We start from the raw sequence: 16,263 nt of genomic DNA, 5'->3' as shown, positions 1-16,263 counted from the left end.
GCGTGAAATAGACGCGAATTTCTCCTTCCGTGCAGACCCGGGCCCACGGCCCAGCCGATCACCCAAAGCAAGGTTGAACCGGGGCGGCTTCGAGCAAAGCTACAACGCGCAGGCCGGCGTGGACACCGAGACCATGATGGTGATCACCCGGCATGTGAGCCAGGCACCCAACGACAAGCGCGAAGTCGTGCCCACGCTGGCGCAGATCCTGGCGTTGTCCGCAGTGCTGGGTAAGGTGCAGTCGCTGATCACGGACAATGGCTTTTGCAGCCAGGCCAACGTGATCGCGTGCATTGAGGCGAAGATCGAGCCACTGCTGGCGCTCAAGAGGCTTTTCCGTTTTCTGAAGCGACCCAAGAAAGGAAATCGCATATGACCACCGCAACCACCCCCCTGGACCCCCGCGTCTCCGAGTTCGAGACGCAGCAGCAAGCTGACAGCTACGACCGCTGGTTCCGCGTCAAGGTGCAAGAAGCCATCGAGAGCGAGCGCCCGAGCCTGCCCCACGATGCCGCTATTGCGCGCGTGGACGCCCTGCTGGACGAGATGAGGGCCAAGCGTGCTGCCCATTGAGTGGTCGGACGAGGCCCAACTCGACTTGGCCGAAATCCAGTTCTACATCGAACAGTTCAACCCCGCAGCCGCCCAAGACCTGCGGCAGACCATCGAGCAGGGCGTGGAGCGGTTTCTCCCCCTCGTGCCGTTTGGCTTGCGTCCTGGCCGTGTGCGGGGGACGCGGGAATACGTGGTTCACCCGAACTACATCGTTGTCTATCGGGTAGAGCAGGCCCGCATCCATGTGCTGCGCGTGTTGCACGCCCGCCAAGAGTACCCATGAGCCTGGAACACGGCCGGTACGTTCAGGCGGCCATGTCCGCAGCATGCAGGGGGATGCGGTGCGGCCTGCCAGTTCTTTCGGGTTCAAGCCGCCCGCGGGGGGGCGGGCAGGCTTGGGCACAGCAAGGCCGCTTGTCCAGGCCCTGTGTGCTGCGGCGTCAGAACCAGAGGCCGCCTGCCGCATCTGGCGTTTGCCCCATGAGGGACAAGGGCATGCGCGCTGCGGCTCCCGGGGCGGTGATGACGCCGTTGGCCAGGCCGTCGGCGTCGAACGGCCCGCCATCGGCGATCTCGAAGTCCAGCCGCAGCCGCCCGCCCTCGTGCGCCACCTTGCCGCCGTAGGGCGCGCTGCTCAGGTTGACCCAGTGGCCGGCGCTGTCCCGGGCCCAGTAGCCGTTCACGCCCAGCGCCGGGTCTACGTACAGGCTGAAGGTCTGGCTGCTGCGGCCCGTGGCCAGCGTCGCCTCCAGGCTGAGCAGTCCGAGGGGCATTTCCATCCCCTGGGGCAACTCGGCGGGGGCGTCCTCTTGCTCCAGGCGGGTGATGCGGGCGCCGCTGCTGTCCGGGTCCTGGCTGCCGTCCTGGCTGCCGGCTACCAGGGTCACGGGGGTGCTGCTGGCTGTGTCTGCGGGCTGGCTTGCTCCGGGGGGGCTGCTGAGCACGACGCTGGTTGAACGCACTGCCGTTTGCGTGCTGTTCGGGGTGTCGTCGTCATCGTTGCCGGTCGCGGGGGCTGCGTCAGCGGGGCTGGGGGTGCCGGGGGGCTGGTCTTCGCTGCTGCCGGGAACGCCGTCGCTGTCCCTGTCGTCCTGGGTGTTTTGGTTCGGCGGGCCTTCCGGGGCCGGGGAGGGGACTGGCGAATTCGAGGGGGTCAGCGGAGCCGACCGGGCTGACGAGGCCGAATCCTGTTCCTGTTGCGCGGGTGTGTCGTTCCTCACCGGTCTGGCCGAGAAACTGGCCGCGTCGTTGCCGGCCACGTCCTGTATGGCGTTGGCATCGTTGCCGGTCGTGGGGTCGGTGTAGGCGACGGTGACCACCTGGCCATTGGCGACCGGGGTGGCCAGTTTCAAGTAGACGGACTTGTCCTGCGCGGACACCGTGACGGTGGTGATGGCGGTGAGCACGTCATCGACGCGCACCGCAAAGGCCGTTGCGGGCGGGATATGGGTTGCGTCCAAGTAGGTTTCTTCGGCGTAGCCGAGAGACAGCCAGTTGTCGCGCACCGTGGTCCAGTACACCACCGTGGTCCAGTACACCACCGGGGCCCGGGTATCGATCTGGTAGTTGGCGCTATTTGCAAGGCCGGTGCCGGCGTGGCCTGCGGCGTTGGTCACGCCGGCAAGGTTTACGCCAATGGTGTTGCGGTTGTTCTCGACGTTGGCCGTGGGCGTGAAGGTGGCGGTCCAGGTTCTGCCATGGTCATGGGTCGCGGGTTCGCCGAGTGTGCCATTGGCATGGGTGAGCACGACGTCATCGCGCGTGAAGCCGGTGACGGGCTCGCCAAAGGCAAAGGTGACGGGGGTGCTTTCCCCTCCGGCCAGGCTGGGGTTGGCCAGCGTGATCGTGGCGGTCGGGCCTGCGGCGTTGGCAGGCCGGGTGTCCATGGAGTAGTTGGCGCTGGTGGCGGTTCCGGTACCGGCGTTGTAGATGTCGTCTTTCACATCGGTGAGGTTCGCGCGGATGGCATTTGTCGGGGCGTAGACATTGGCCGTGGGCGTCAAGCTGGCTGTCCAGACCGTGCGGCCGGTGTTCTCCATGGGCGTGAGCGGGCTTAGCGTGCCATTGCTGCACACGATGTCGTTGGCATAAAACCAGGAGACGGGCTCGCTGAAACGGAAGGTGACGGTGGTGCTCTCGCCCGCGGTGAGCGCGCTGTCGGCCAGTGTGATGGTGGCCGTGGGGCGCACGGTGTCCACGGAGTAGTTGGCGCTGGAGGCGGTGTAGGTACCGGCGTGGCCCGCGTCGTTGGTAACCCCGGCGAGGTTTACGCGGATGGTATTCGCCGGGGCGCTGGTGTTGGCCGTGGGCGTCAAGGTGGCTGTCCAGACCGTGCGGTCGGCGTTGGCCATGGGCGTGCTCAGCGTGCCGTTGGTGTACACGATGTCACTGAGGTCAAAGCCGTTGATGGGCTCGCTGAATATGAAGATGACGGTGCTGTCGGGCCAGCTCGGGTTGGACATAGAAATGGTGACCGTGGGGCGGGTGGTGTCAACGGTGTAGTTGGCGCTGATGGCGCTGCCGGTACCGATGTTGCCCGCGGCGTCGCTCACACCGGCGAGGTTGACGCGGATGGTATTTGTCACTTCGCGGACGTTGTCCCTGGGCGTCAAGGTGGCCGTCCAGACCATGCGGTTGGCGTCGGGCGTGAGCGGGCCCAAGGTGTCGTTGTACGGGAGGTCGATGTCGCTGGCATCAAAGCCGGTGACGGGCTCGCTGAAGCGGAAGGTGACGGTGGTGGTTTTATCCGCGGTGAGCGCGGTGTCGGCCAGCGTGATGGTGGCCGTAGGGCGCTGCATGACGGGGACGTTCACGTAGTAGTAGCCGCTGGCGAAGTCGGTACCGGCGTTGCCCGCGTCGTCGGTCACGCCGGCGAGGAATACGTGGATGACATTTAGCCTGGAGTGGTCGTTGGCCGTGGTCGTCAAGGTGGCCGTCCAGGCCGTGCGGTTGGCGTTGGGCGTGAGCGGACCCAACGTGTCGTAGGCAGACAGGAGATCGATGTCGCTGGCATCAAAGCCGTTGACGGGCTCGTTGAAGGAGAAGGTGACGGTGGTGGTCTCGCCCGCAGTGAGCCAGTCGTTGGCCAGCGTGATCGTGACCGTGGGGCGCATGGTGTCCACGGAGTAGTTGGCGCTGATGGCGTTGCCGGTACCGGCGTTGCCCGCAGCGTTGCGCACACCGGCAAGGTTGACGCGGATGGTATTCGTCCCGGTGTTGACGTCGGCCGTGGGCGTGAAGGTGGCCGTCCAGGCCGTGCGGTTGGCGTTGGGCGTGAGGGGGCCCAAGCTGCCGTTGGCATTCGAGAGGTTGATGTTGCTGGCATCAAAGCCGGTGACGGGCTCGCTGAAGCGGAAGCTGACTGTTGTGGTTTCACCCACGGTGAGCAGGCTGTCGGCCAGCGTGATGGTGGTCGTGGGGTCGCTGGTGTCGCGGGTGTCCATGGTGTAGTTGGCGCTGGTGGCAGCACCGGTACCGGCGTTGCCCGCAACGTCGCGCACACCGGCGAGGTTGACGCGGATGGTATTTGCCCCGGCGCTGACGTTGGCCGTGGGCGTGAAGGTGGCCGTCCAGGCCGTGCGGTTGGCGTTGGGTGTGAGCGGGCCCAGCGTGCCATTGGCATCCGAGAGGTCGATGTCGCTGGCATCAAAGCCGGTGACGGGCTCGTTGAAGCGGAAGGTGACTGTTGTGGTTTCACCCGCAGCGAGCGCGGTGTTGGCCAGCGTGATGGTGGCCGTGGGGCGCACGGTGTCCACGGAGTAGTAGGTGATGTAGGTGCCGTAGGTACCGGCGTTGCCCGCGTCGTCGCGCACGCCGGTGAGGTTTGCGTAGATGGCACTCGCCCCGGCGCTGACGTTGGCCGTGGGCGTGAAGGTGGCCGTCCAGACCGTGCGGTTGGCGTTGGGCGTGAGCGGGCCCAGCGTGCCGTTGGCATACGAGAGGCCGATGTCACTGGCATCAAAGTCGGTGACGGGCTCGTTGAAGCGGAAGGTGACTGTTGTGGTCTCGCCCGCAGTGAGCGTGGTGTCGGCCCGCGTGATGGTGGCCATGGGGCGCATGGTGTCCACGGAGTAGTTGCCGCTGGAGGCGATGTCGGCACCGGCGTTGCCCGCGTCGTCGGTCACGCCGGCGAGGTTGACGCGGATGGTATTCGCCCCGGCGCTGGCGCCGGCCGTGGGCGCATAGGTGGCAGTCCAGACCGTGCGGTTGGCGTTGGGCGTGAGCGGGCCCAAGCTGCCGTTGGCATTCGAGAGGTCGATGTCACGGGCATCCAAGCCGTTGACGGGCTCGTTGAAGCGGAAGGTGACTGTTGTGGTTTCATCCACGGTGAGCAGGCTGTCGGCCAGCGTGATGGTGGCCGTGGGGCGCACGGTGTCCACGGAGTAGGTGGCGCTGGATGCTGTGTAGGTACCGGCGTTGCCCGCGTCGTCGCGCACGCCGGCGAGGTTGACGTAGATGGCACTCGCCCAGGAGTTGTCGTTGACCCTGGGCGTGAAGGTGGCCGTCCAGACCGTGCGGTTGGCGTTTGGTGTGAGCGGACCCAACGCGCCGTGGGCATCCGAGAGGTCGATGTCGCTGGTATCCAAGCCGTTGACGGGCTCGTTGAAACGGAAGGTGACTGTTGTGGTTTCCCCCGCGGTGAGCGCGGTGTCGGCCAGCGTGATGGTGGCCGTGGGGCGCACGGTGTCCACGGAGTAGTAGGCGCAGGAGACGATGCCGGTACCGGCGTTGCCCGCGTCGTTGCTCACGTCGGCGAGGTATATGTAGATGAAATTCGTCAGGGAGTTGGCGTTGTCCCTGGGCGTCAGGGTAGCCGTCCAGACTGTGCGGTTGGCGGTGGGCGTGAGCGGGCCCAATGTGCCGCAGGCAAACCCGAGCCAGATGTCGCTGGCATCAAAGCCGGTGACGGGCTCGTTGAAGCGGAAGGTGACGGTTGTGGTTTCACCCGCAGCGAGCGCGGTGTCGGCCAGCGTGATGGTGGCCGTGGGGCGCACGGTGTCTACGGAGTAGTAGGCGCTGATGGCGCTGCCGGTACCGGCGTTGCCCGCGTCGTCGCGCACACCGGCGAGGTTTACGCGGAGGGTATTCGTCGTGTCGTTGGCGTTGGCCGTGGGCGTATAGGTGGCCGTCCAGATCATGCGGTTGGCGTCGGGCGTGAGCGGACCCAAGCTGCCGTTGGCATCCGAGAGGTCGATGTCGCTGGTATCAAAGCCGGTGACGGGCTCGTTGAAGCGGAAGCTGACTGTTGTGGTTTCGCCCGCGGTGAGCGCGGTGTCGGCCAGCGTGATGGTGGCCCAGGGGCGCACGGTGTCCACGGAGTAGTAGGCGCTGGAGGCGATGTAGGTACCGGCGTTGCCCGCGTCGTCGCGCACGCCGGCGAGGTTTACGTAGATGGCACTCGCCCAGGAGTTGTCGTTGACCCTGGGCGTAAAGGTAGCAGTCCAGACCGTGCGGTTGGTGTTGGGCGTGAGCGGGCCCAAGGTACCGTTGGCACTCGAGAGGTTGATGTCGCTGGCATCAAAGCCGTTGACGGGCTCGTTGAAGCGGAAGGTGACGGGGGTGGTTTCCCCCGCGGTGAGCGCGCTGTCGGCCAGCGTGATGGTGGCCCAGGGGTGCACGGTGTCCACGGTGTAGTAGGCGCTGGAGGCGGTGTAGGTACCGGCGTTGCCCGCGTCGTTGCGCACGCCGGCGAGGTTTACGTAGATGGCACTCGCCCAGGAGTTGTCGTTGACCCTGGGCGTCAAGGTGGCCGTCCAGACCGTGCGGTTGGCGTTGGGCGTGAGCGGGCCCAAGGTACCGTTGGCACTCGAGAGGTTGATGTCGCTGGCATCAAAGCCGGTGACGGGCTCGCTGAAGCGGAAGGTGACGGTTGTGGTTTCACCCGCAGCGAGCGCGGTGTCGGCCAGCGTGATGGTGGCCGTGGGGCGCATGGTGTCCACGGAGTAGTAGGCGCTGATGGCGCTGCCGGTACCGGTGTTGCCCGCATCGTCGCGTACACCGGCGAGGTTTACGTAGATGGCACTCGCCAGGGAGTTGACGTAGGCCGTGGGCGTCAAGGTGGCCGTCCAGACCGTGCGGTTGGCGTCGGGCGTGAGCGGGCCCAGCGTGCCGTTGGCATTCGAGAGGTCGATGTCGTTGGCATCAAAGCCGCTGACGGGCTCGTTGAAGCGGAAGCTGACTGTTGTGGTTTCGCCCGCGGTGAGCGCGGTGTCGGCCAGCGTGATGGTGGCCGTGGGGCGCACGGTGTCCACGGAGTAGTTGGCGCTGGATGCCGTGTAGGTACCGACGTTGCCCGCGTCGTCGCGCACACCGGCGAGGTTTACGAGGATGGTATTCGCCCCGGCGCTGACGTCGGCCGTGGGCGTGAAGCTGGCCGTCCAGACCGTGCGGTTGGCGTCGGACGTGAGCGGGCCCAAGCTGCCGTTGGCATTCGAGAGGTTGATGTCGTTGGCATCAAAGCCGCTGACGGGCTCGCTGAAGCGGAAGGTGACTGTTGTGGTCTCGCCCGCGGTGAGCGCGGTGTCGGCCAGCGTGATGGTGGCCGTGGGGGCGGTGGTGTCGCGGGTGTCCACGGAGTAGTTGGCGCTGTTGGCAGCACCGGCACCGGCGTTGCCCGCAATGTCGCGCACACCGGCGAGGTTGACGCGGATGGTGTTCGCCTCGCCGCTGACGTTGGCCGTGGGCGTGAAGGTAGCAGTCCAGACTGTGCGGTTGGTGTCGGGTGTGAGCGGCCCCAGCGTGCCGTTGGCATTCGAGAGGTCGATGTCGTTGGCATCAAAGCCGTTGACGGGTTCGTTGAAAGTGAAGGTGACGGTGGTGCTTTCCCCTACGGTGAGCGCGGTGTCGGCCAGCGTGATGGTGGCCGTGGGGCGCACGGTGTTCACGGAGTAGTTGGCGCTGATGGCATCGATGTTGCCCACATAGCCGCTTACACCGGCGAGGTTTACGCGGATGGTATTCGTCGTGTCGTTGACGTTGGCCGTGGGCGTGAAGGTGGCCGTCCAGACCGTGTGGTTGGCGTTGGACGTGAGCGGGCCCAGTGTGCCGTTGGCATTCGAGAGGTTGATGTTGCTGGCATCAAAGCCGGTGACGGACGTGCTGAAACGGAAGGTGACGGTGGTGGTTTCCCCCGCGGTGAGCGCGGTGTCGGCCAGCGTGATGGTGGCCGTGGGCCGCATGGTGTCCACGAAGTAGTTGTCGCTGGAGGCGATGCCGGTGGCGGCGTTGCCCGCGTCGTCGGTCACGCCGGCGAGGTTGACGCGGATGGTATTCGTCACGTCGCTGGCGTTGGCCCTGGGCGTAAAGGTCGCCGTCCAGGTCATGCGGTTGGCGTCGGGCGTGAGCGGGCCCAAGCTGCCGTTGGCATCCGAGAGGTCGATGTCGCTGGCATCAAAGCCGGTGACGGGCTCGCTGAAGCGGAAGGTGACTGTTGTGGTTTCCCCTGCGGTGAGCAGGCTGTCGGCCAGCGTGATGGTGGCCGTGGGGGCGGTGGTGTCGCGCGTATCCACGGTGTAGTTGGCGCTGGTGATGGTGCGTGTTCCGGCGTTGCCCGCGAGGCCCGACACACCCGACAGGTTCACGCGGATGGTATTCGTCGTGTCGGAGGCGTTGGCCGTGGGCGTGAAGGTGGCCGTCCAGACCGTGCGGTTGGCGTTGGACGTGAGCGGGCCCAAGGTGCCGTTGGCATTCGAGAGGTCGATGTCGCTGGCATCAAAGCCGCTGACGGGTTCGCTGAAAGTGAAGGTGACGGGGGTGGTCTCACCCGCGGTGAGCGCGCTGTCGGCCAGCGTGATGGTGGCCGTGGGGCCGGTGGTGTCGCGCGTGTCCACGGTGTAGTTGGCGCTGGTGGTGGTGCGCGTTCCGATGTTGCCCGCGAGGTCCGATACGCCGCGCAGGTTCACGCTGATGGTATTCGTCGTGTCGGCGACGTTGGCCGTGGGCGTGAAGGTGGCCGTCCAGGTTCTGCCGTCTGCTGCGGCCGTGAGCGGGCCCAGCGTGCCGTTGGCATTCGAGAGGTTGACGTCGCTGGCATCAAAGCCGGTGACGGGCTCGTTGAAAGTGAAGGTGACGGTGGTGGTTTCCCCCGCGGTGAGCGCGCTGTCGGCCAGCGTGATGGTGGCCGAGGGGCGCCGGGCGTCGATGTCGTAGGTGACCGTGGAGACGGCCTCGCCCACGCCCGCCTTGCCGGCGAGGTTGGTCACGCCGGCGAGGTTGACACGGATCTGATTGCCCGTCGAACTGCGCACTGTGCCGGGGTTGGTGATGGCGGGATTGGCGGGATCCGGATTCCCCGGGGCTGTCAGCGTGACCTCCCAGGTGCTGTCGCCGTCGGTGCTGCGCAGGTTGGACAGTCGCACGCCACCGCCCACGGTCAGGTCGGCGGTGGTGAAACTGCTGGCATCGATGGCTTCGGAGAAGCGGATGGTGGCGGTGGCCGTTTTGCCAATGCCCAGTTTGTTGCTGCTGATCGTGATCGCGGCAGTGAGGTTTGTGGTGTGTGTCATCGAATTCCTTTTTCAGCAGCAACGAGAACGTAACAAAAGTGGCGCATATTTAAACACAATCGAGTGTTCTATTACGAAATTTTTCTTGGATGCCTTGGCGTGCCCTGCGCGCTACCGTTCGACGCCCATGCAGAACATGGCGCAGACGCTGGTCTCGTCCACCCCCTTGGGCGTGGCCAATCGCCGTGCCCTGCGCGCTCAGCCCAGGTCACCCGCTGCGTGCCGGATGCCCGCGCCCGCGGCCCTTTTCGCGGGAAATAAACGCGAATTTTTCAGGCCGTGCACCCCCACGTTTGTGCGTGCGCGCCAGGCTGGTTGAGCGGGACCGTGCGCGGGGGCGCAGAGGGATTGGCGCTGCCCGAAGCGCTGCGCGTTGCGTATTGCGCCGGCTCCGGGCAACTGCTGCTGTGGCTTGTCGCCTGCGCGATCGGGATCGTTCGGCGCGCGCAGGCGCGCCCTGTCCGCACCATGCAGGCGAATGCGGCGCCAGCCCCGTCAACTCCTCGGGTTCAAGCCGTCCCCGTCGGGGCGCGGGGACAGGCTTGGGCAGCCGCTGTGCCAGGCCCTGCGTGCTGTAGCGTCAGAACCAGAGGTCGCCCGCCGCATCCGGCGTCTGCCCCACGAGGGACAAGGGCATGCGCGCTGCGGCGCCGGGCGCGGTGATGACGCCGTTGGCCTGGCCGTCGGCGTCGAACGGCCCGCCGTCGGCGATCTCGAAGTCCAGCCGCAGCCGCCCGCCCTCGTGCGCCACCTTGCCGCCGTAGGGCGCGCTGCTCAGGTTGACCCAGTGGCCGGCGCTGTCCCGGGCCCAGTAGCCGTTCACGCCCAGCGCCGGGTCTACGTACAGGCTGAACGCCTCGCTGCTGTGGCTCGGGGCCAGCGTTGCCTCGAAGCGGAGCAGCCCGAGGGGCGTCTCCATCCCCTGGGGCAATTCGGCGGGGGCGTCTTCTTGCTCCAGGCGGGTGATGCGGGCGCCGCTGCTGTCCGGGTCCAGCTTGCCGTCCAGGCTGCCGGCCACCAGGGTCACGGGGGTGCGGACCGCGTCTGCGGGCTGGCTTGCTCCGGTGGGGCTGCTGAGCACGAGGCGGGTCGAATGCACCGCGGCCTGCGTGCTGTCCGGGATGCCGTCTCCGTTGCCGTCGCCGGCCACGGGGGCTGCGCCAGCGGGGCCGGGAATGCCGTCGTTGTCCGCGTTCTTGTGCGTCGGGTCCGAGGGGGTCAACGGAGCCGACCGGGCCGAGCCCTGTGGCGCGGAGGTGCGGTTGTCCACCGGCCTGGCGGAGAAACTGGCCGCGTCGTTGCCGGCCATGTCCTGCATGGCGTGGGCGTCGTTGCCGGTCGTGGGGTCGGTGTAGGCGACGGTCACCGCCTGGCCGCTGGTGACAGGGGTGGCCAGCATCAAGCTGACGGTGTTGTGCGCGTTCACCCGGACGGTGACGACAGCGGTGCGCACGGTATCGACGTGCACCGCAAAAGCCGTGGTGGGCGGGATATGGGTCATGTCCAGGCCGACTCCTTCGCCGTAGAGGAGCATCAACCGGGCGCTGTTCACCAAGGCCCTGTAGCACACCGGGGCCCGGGTGTCGACCTGGTAGTTGGGGCTATCCGCGCGGCCGGTGCCGGCGCGGCCTGCGGTGTTGGCCACGCCGGCATGGTTTACGCGGATGGTGTTGGTCCAGCTCTCGGCATTCGCCTTGGGCGTGAAGGTGGCCGTCCAGGTTCTGCCGTCGTCATGCGTCGTGAGGTCGCCCAATGTGCCGTTGGCCTCGTAGAGCTCGACGTCGTCGCGCGTGAAGCCGGTGACGACTTCGTTAAAGGCAAAGGTGACGGTGGTGCTTTCCCCCACGGCCAAGCGGACGTCGGCCAGCGTGATGGTGACGGTTGGACCGGTGGTGTCTGCCGGCCAGGTGTCCACGGAGTAGTTGGCGCTGGTGGCGCTGCCGATCCCGGGGGTGCCTGCGGCGTTGCGCACGCCAGTCAGGTCCACGCGGATGGTGCTGCTCGCGTTCTCGGTGTTGGCTGCGGGCGTGAAGGGGGCGGTCCAGGTTTTACCGTTTGCGCCGGCGGTGAGGACGCCCAGCGTGCCGTTGGCGTGGGTGAGCACGATGTCGTCGGCGTCAAAACCGGTGACGACCTGGTTGAAGTCGAAGGTGACGAGGGTGGTCTCGCCCACGGTGAGCAAGGTGTCGGCCAGCGTGATGCGCAGGGTGGGGCGCTCGCCGAAGGTGTCGATGTCGTAGCGGACGCCGGCGAGAACCACTCCCTCGCCCGCGTTGCCCGCAAGATCGTGCACGTCGGACAGGTTCACGCGCATGGCGTTGTTCGACGATGTGACGCCGGGAGCCGGGGCGCTCAAGGTCGCGATCCAGACGCTGCCGTCGCCGGTGGATACCGGCTGCGACAGCGTGCCACTGCGCGGGCCCTTGGTCATGCGCAGATCGTCGAGGTCAAAGTTCGTCACCGCTTCGGAGAAGGTGAAGATGACCAGGGCGGTTTCGCCGAGTTTGAGAATGTTGTCGGTCTCGCCTGCGCCGTAGCTGATGCGGGTGCTGAGCAGCGTGGGCCGGGTGAGGTCTACGCCGTAGCGCAGGCCCGTGGCCACGGTGCCCTGGCCCGCGTTGCCCGCGCGGGTGCTGACGCCCGCGAGGTTCACGCTGATCGGGTTGTTCGTCGATGCAGCGCCGTCGGCGCCGGGGGCATCGAGCACCACCTCCCAGGTGTCGCTGCTGCCGTCGGCCGCGGGTTGCGAGGCGAGCACTTGGCGCACGCTGCCGCTGCCCGGGGCGAGGATCACGTCGGAGGCGTCAAAGCCCTTCACCGCCACGCTGAATTTGATTCTGACGTGGGCGGTCTGGCCCATGCCGAGCTGGTTGTCGTCGATGGTGTGGCCGGCAGTGGCCAAGCTGGGCCGCGTGGTGTTGACGGCGTAGCCGTTGCTGTTGACGGGGGTATTCCCTCCATCGAGGTCCGTCCCCGGGTTGCCGTACAGGTCCCGTACCTCGTTCATCCGCACGGAGATCACGCATTTTTCGGCGTCCGTGTTGGCCGTGGGTGTGAAGGGGGCGGTCCAGGTGATGCCGCCGTCCACGGTGGTCAGACTGCCCAGCGTGCCATGGGCTTTGGAGAGGTCGATGGCGGACTGGAAGTTGGCGACTTTCTCGCTAAAAACAAAGGTGACGGTGGCGGTTTCGTCGACTTGGAGGTGTTCGTCGTCGATCGTGATGCTGCGAGGCTTGGGCCTGACGGTGTCGGTGGGCAACATATCGAAAAACATGTCCCCCATGTTTCTCCAGCCCCCATCGGGGGCGATCATCCTGCCAAGGTCCACGGAGTCGCTGTGCCATTGCGTCGCGCCGTCCCCCACACTCAGTGAGAGCCAGAGGTGCTCGTTGTGGGGGGCCCGCTCGAGCTGCGCGTAACCCCGGAGCTTATCGGAACTGTCATAAAGCCAGCAGATGGGTTCCAGGGGCGTGTTGTAGCCGAAGCTGTGGTCGTCGGGGAGCATGTAGATCGACCACTCCGGCCAGTCGTCGAGCTGGAGATGCAAGACGGTCCTTTCCTCCCCGTCGGACTCGAAGGTGTAGGTGTCGGCCCAAACTCTGACTTTGATGGGGGCGATGGTCATGGTTTTTCTTCAGCGGTTGATGGTTGATGGTTGATGCGCAGTTGCGGATTCGGAGCAGCCCCGGTGACCTCACATTGCCGGGGCGGACAGGCTTGGGCAGCTGCTGTGCCAGACCCTGCTGCGCGGCACCGTCAGAACCAGAGGCCGCCCGCCGCATCCGGCGTCTGCCCCATGAGGGACAAGGGCATGCGCGCTGCGGCGCCGGGCGCGGTGATGGCGCCGTTGGCCTGGCCGTCGGCGTCGAACGGCCCGCCGTCGGCGATCTCGAAGTCCAGCCGCAGCTGCCCGCCCTCGTGCACCACCTGGCCGCCGTAGGGTGCGCTGCTCAGGTTGACCCAGGTGCCGGTGCCGTCCCGGGCCCAGTAGCCGCCCACGCCCAGCGCCGGGTCTACGTACAGGCTGAACGCCTCGCTGCTGTGGCCCGGGGCCAGCGTTGCCTCGAAGCGGAGCAGCCCGAGGGGCGTCTCCATCCCCTGGGGCAATTCGGCGGGGGCGTCTTCTTGCTCCAGGCGGGTGATGCGTGCGCCGCTGCTGTCCGGGTCCAGCTTGCCGTCCAGGCTGCCGGCCACCAGGGTCACGGGGGTGCTGTTGGCCGCGTCTGCGGGCTGGCTTGCTCCGGTGGGGCTGCTGAGCACGAGGCGGGTCGATGCCACCGCGGCCTGCGTGCCGTCCGGGGTGCCGTCTCCGTTGCCGTCGCCGGCCACGGGGGCTGCGCCAGCGCTGCCGGGAAGGCCATCGCTGTCCGCGTTCTTGTGCGTCGGGTCCGAGGGGGTCAACGGAGCCGACCGGGCCGACGAGGCCGGACCCTGTGGCGCGGGGGTGCGGTTGTACGCCGGCATGGCGGAGAAACTGGCCGCGTCGTTGCCGGCCGTGTCCTGTATGGCGTTGGCATCGTCGTCGGTCGTGGGGGCGGTGTAGGCGACGGTCACCGCCTGGCCGTTGGTGACAGCGGTGGCCAGCGTCAAGCTGACGATATTGTCCTGCGCTTGCACCCGGACGGCGGTGACGGCGGTGGGCACGCCATCGACGTGCACCGCAAAAGCCGTGGCGGGCGGGATATGGGTCGCGTCCAGACCGATTCCTTCGGCGCAGCCGAGCGTCAACCGGGCGCTGTTCACCATGGCCCGGTAGAACACCGGGGCCCGGGTGTCGACCCGGTAGTTGGGGCTATCCGCGTGGACGGTGCTGGCGCGGCCTGCGGGGTTGGTCACGCCGGCCAGGTTGACGCTGATGGTGTTGGTTTCGTTCTCGACATTGGCCGTGGGCGTGAAGGTGGCCGTCCAGGTTCTGCCGTTGTCGTTCGTCGTGGGGTCGCCCAATGTGCCGTTGGCGTCGTAGAGATCGACGTCGTTGCGCGTGAATTCGGGGACGGCTTTGCTAAAGGCAAAGGTGACGGTCGTGGTCTCGCCAATGGCCAGGCTGGTATCGGCCAGCGTGATGGTCGCGGTGGGCCGTTCGATGGTACTGATGGCGTAGTTGGGACTGGCGGCGGTGCCTGCGCCCGTGCGGCCCGTGTCATTCGTCACGCCGGTCAGGTTCAGGCGGATGGTGTTGGTCACGCCCTCGAAGCCAGCCGTGGGCGTGAAGGGGGCGGTCCAGGTGATGTCGTCGGTGGTGCTCAGCGTGCCGAGCGTGCCGTTGGCATTCGTGAGGTCCACGTCGGTGGCGTCAAAGCCGTTGACGCGCTCGCTGAAGGCGATGGTGACGGTGGTGGTCTCGCCGGCGGTGAGCGCGCTGTCGGCGAGCGCAATGGTGGCGCTGGGGCGTGTGCCGGAGACGGTGGTGTCGACGGTGTAGCGGAAGTCGCTGGATGCCGTTCCCTCGCCCTTGTTCTCCGAGGCGTCGGTGACGCAGCCCATGTCCACGTCCAGCCCGACGTCGGTGATCGTGGTGCTGGCCGTCGGGGCCGTGAGTGTGGCGGTCCAGGTGATGCCGCCGTCGGTGGAGACCGGGTTCGACAGCATGCCGCCGGCAGCGTCCGGGTGGATCATCGTGGCGCTGCCCGCGTCGTCGGTGTAGGCCGTCACGCAGTGGGTGTCGAAGCCCGTCACCGCTTCGGAGAAGACGAAGGTGACGGTGGCGGTTTCGCCGGCGTCGAGGGTGCTGTCGGTTTCTTCGGACGCGTAGGCGATGCGCGACGAAGCCAGGACAGGCCGGGAGTGGTCAACGGTGTAGTCGGGAATGTATTCGTCGTCCACCGGACCCGAGTTGCCCGCCGCGTCCGCCACGCTGCCCCGGGGCAGGAAGATCGAGCGGGAGATGTTCACCGGGCTCCCGCGGTCGCTGAGGTCCGCCGGGGTCAGTTTGAAGGTCCAGGTCTGGCCGCCATCGCTGCTGACCAAGTCGCTCAGAGTGGGGGGGACCTGGTCGTACTGGCCGTTCGCGAAGTCGTCGAGGGTGAGGCCGGTGACTTTTTCGGAGAAGCGCAGGGTGATCGTAGCGACTTCCCCGATGCCCAGATTCGTGTCGCTCATCGTGGTCACGATGGTGGGCCATTTGACGTCGATGGCGTAGATGTTGCTCGATTCCACCGTGCCTGCGGCCTGGTAGCCATCGCGATCGGTCACGCCGTCGAGGCTCACGGTGATTTTGTTGTTCTCCGAGTTATTCGCGTTCTTGTCCCGCGGGGCCGTCAATATGGCGGTCCAGACGGCGCTGTAGCCGTCGGCGTCGGGGGTGCTGGCGACCAGGGGGGACAGCGTGCCCTTTTCCCCGATGTTCCCCCCCACGGGCTCCCGCAGGCTTGTGATTCCCAAGCCCGTGACGGGATCGGAGAAGGTGACGGTGACGGTCATGGACATCGTGTCACGCGTCAATATGCTCTCGCTGTACGTGATGGCATCCGCGGCCAGCAAGGGGTGCAGAGTGTTCACGGCGTAGCTGTTGCTGTAGACGGGACCGCCGCCGCTTGCGTCGGTCTGTCCCGTGTTGCCCTGCAGGTCTTGCACCTGGGAGATGTCCAGGCCGATCTTGCAATCTTTGGTGTTTTCCGTGTCCGCTGTGGGGGTGAAGAAGGCGACCCAGACGCCGTTGCCGTAGAGGCTGCGGGGGTCGCTCAGCGTGCCATGGGCTTGGGAGAGGTCGAGGGCTGCCTTGACGCTTGCTTCGGTGACGTTTTCGCTGAAATAGAACCAGACCTGGGTGCCTTCCCCGACTCTGATGCAGGGGCTGTCGATCGTGATGCGCGCAAGTTTGGGGGGGACGGTGTCGACGGTGAAAAATTCGTCGGAAATGAAGTAACTCTCCGAGTTCGATTCCACCGCATTGCCGTCGTGATCCGTGACGTCGGCAAGGTCCAGGGTGAGGCGACCGCCGCCATACTCCACACCTTCCAGCGCCTCCAGCTCGACCCAGTAGTGCCTGGCATCGTTGGGGTCTCTGGTCAATTCGGTGGTCCAGCGGGTGTCGTTCGGGATCGTGCAGTCGGAGAGGCTGAAACTCGACTCCAGCGGCCCTTCGTTGAAATAGAAATGCACCTTGGTCGATGGGGACCCCGTGAACAGTGTGTATGAGCCGTCCTGGGAACGGAGTGCCTCGGCCCAAATTCTGACGGAGGTAACGGCGGAAGTAGTCATGGTG

General features: G+C 66.5%; 5 protein-coding genes and 1 pseudogene. 3 read left to right on the top strand and 3 right to left on the bottom strand.

The window, feature by feature from the left end; translation table 11 throughout:
• Positions 1-82: 82 nt before the first annotated feature.
• From D5041_RS00680 to D5041_RS00670, 3 genes and pseudogenes are all read left to right on the top strand, one after another.
• Positions 83-376: pseudogene (locus tag D5041_RS00680) on the top strand (transposase); the annotation flags it as partial.
• Entirely contained in the window at positions 373-573 is a 201-nt protein-coding gene (gene relB, locus D5041_RS00675; protein ID WP_010100874.1) for a type II toxin-antitoxin system RelB family antitoxin, read from the top strand. The pseudogene D5041_RS00680 and the gene relB, both read left to right, overlap by 4 nt.
• The gene (locus D5041_RS00670) at positions 560-838 is read left to right on the top strand and encodes a type II toxin-antitoxin system RelE/ParE family toxin (protein ID WP_010100876.1); all 279 of its coding nucleotides are present in this window, start codon (positions 560-562) and stop codon (positions 836-838) included. Before relB ends, D5041_RS00670 begins: the two co-directional genes overlap by 14 nt.
• Positions 839-995: 157 nt before the next feature.
• Here the strand turns inward: D5041_RS00670 and D5041_RS00665 are convergent, their stop codons facing one another.
• From D5041_RS00665 to D5041_RS00655, 3 genes are all read right to left on the bottom strand, one after another.
• Positions 996-9,059 (bottom strand): Ig-like domain-containing protein, encoded by an 8,064-nt coding sequence (locus tag D5041_RS00665; RefSeq protein ID WP_265283602.1) that lies wholly within the window; start codon positions 9,057-9,059, stop codon positions 996-998.
• Positions 9,060-9,639: 580 nt separating this feature from the next.
• Complete coding sequence (locus D5041_RS00660; RefSeq protein WP_265283601.1) at positions 9,640-12,684, bottom strand: Ig-like domain-containing protein; 3,045 nt, start codon at positions 12,682-12,684, stop codon at positions 9,640-9,642.
• Positions 12,685-12,815: 131 nt separating this feature from the next.
• Positions 12,816-16,259, bottom strand: a complete 3,444-nt coding sequence (locus D5041_RS00655; RefSeq protein ID WP_265283600.1) for an Ig-like domain-containing protein — start codon at positions 16,257-16,259, stop codon at positions 12,816-12,818.
• Between the last annotated feature and the right edge of the window lie 4 nt (positions 16,260-16,263).

The organism is Verminephrobacter aporrectodeae subsp. tuberculatae (assembly GCF_026127385.1).
Lineage (GTDB): Bacteria > Pseudomonadota > Gammaproteobacteria > Burkholderiales > Burkholderiaceae_C > Acidovorax > Acidovorax aporrectodeae.
Note: the sequence above shows the minus strand (reverse complement) of the source record. Positions and strands in the feature narration are given on the sequence as shown.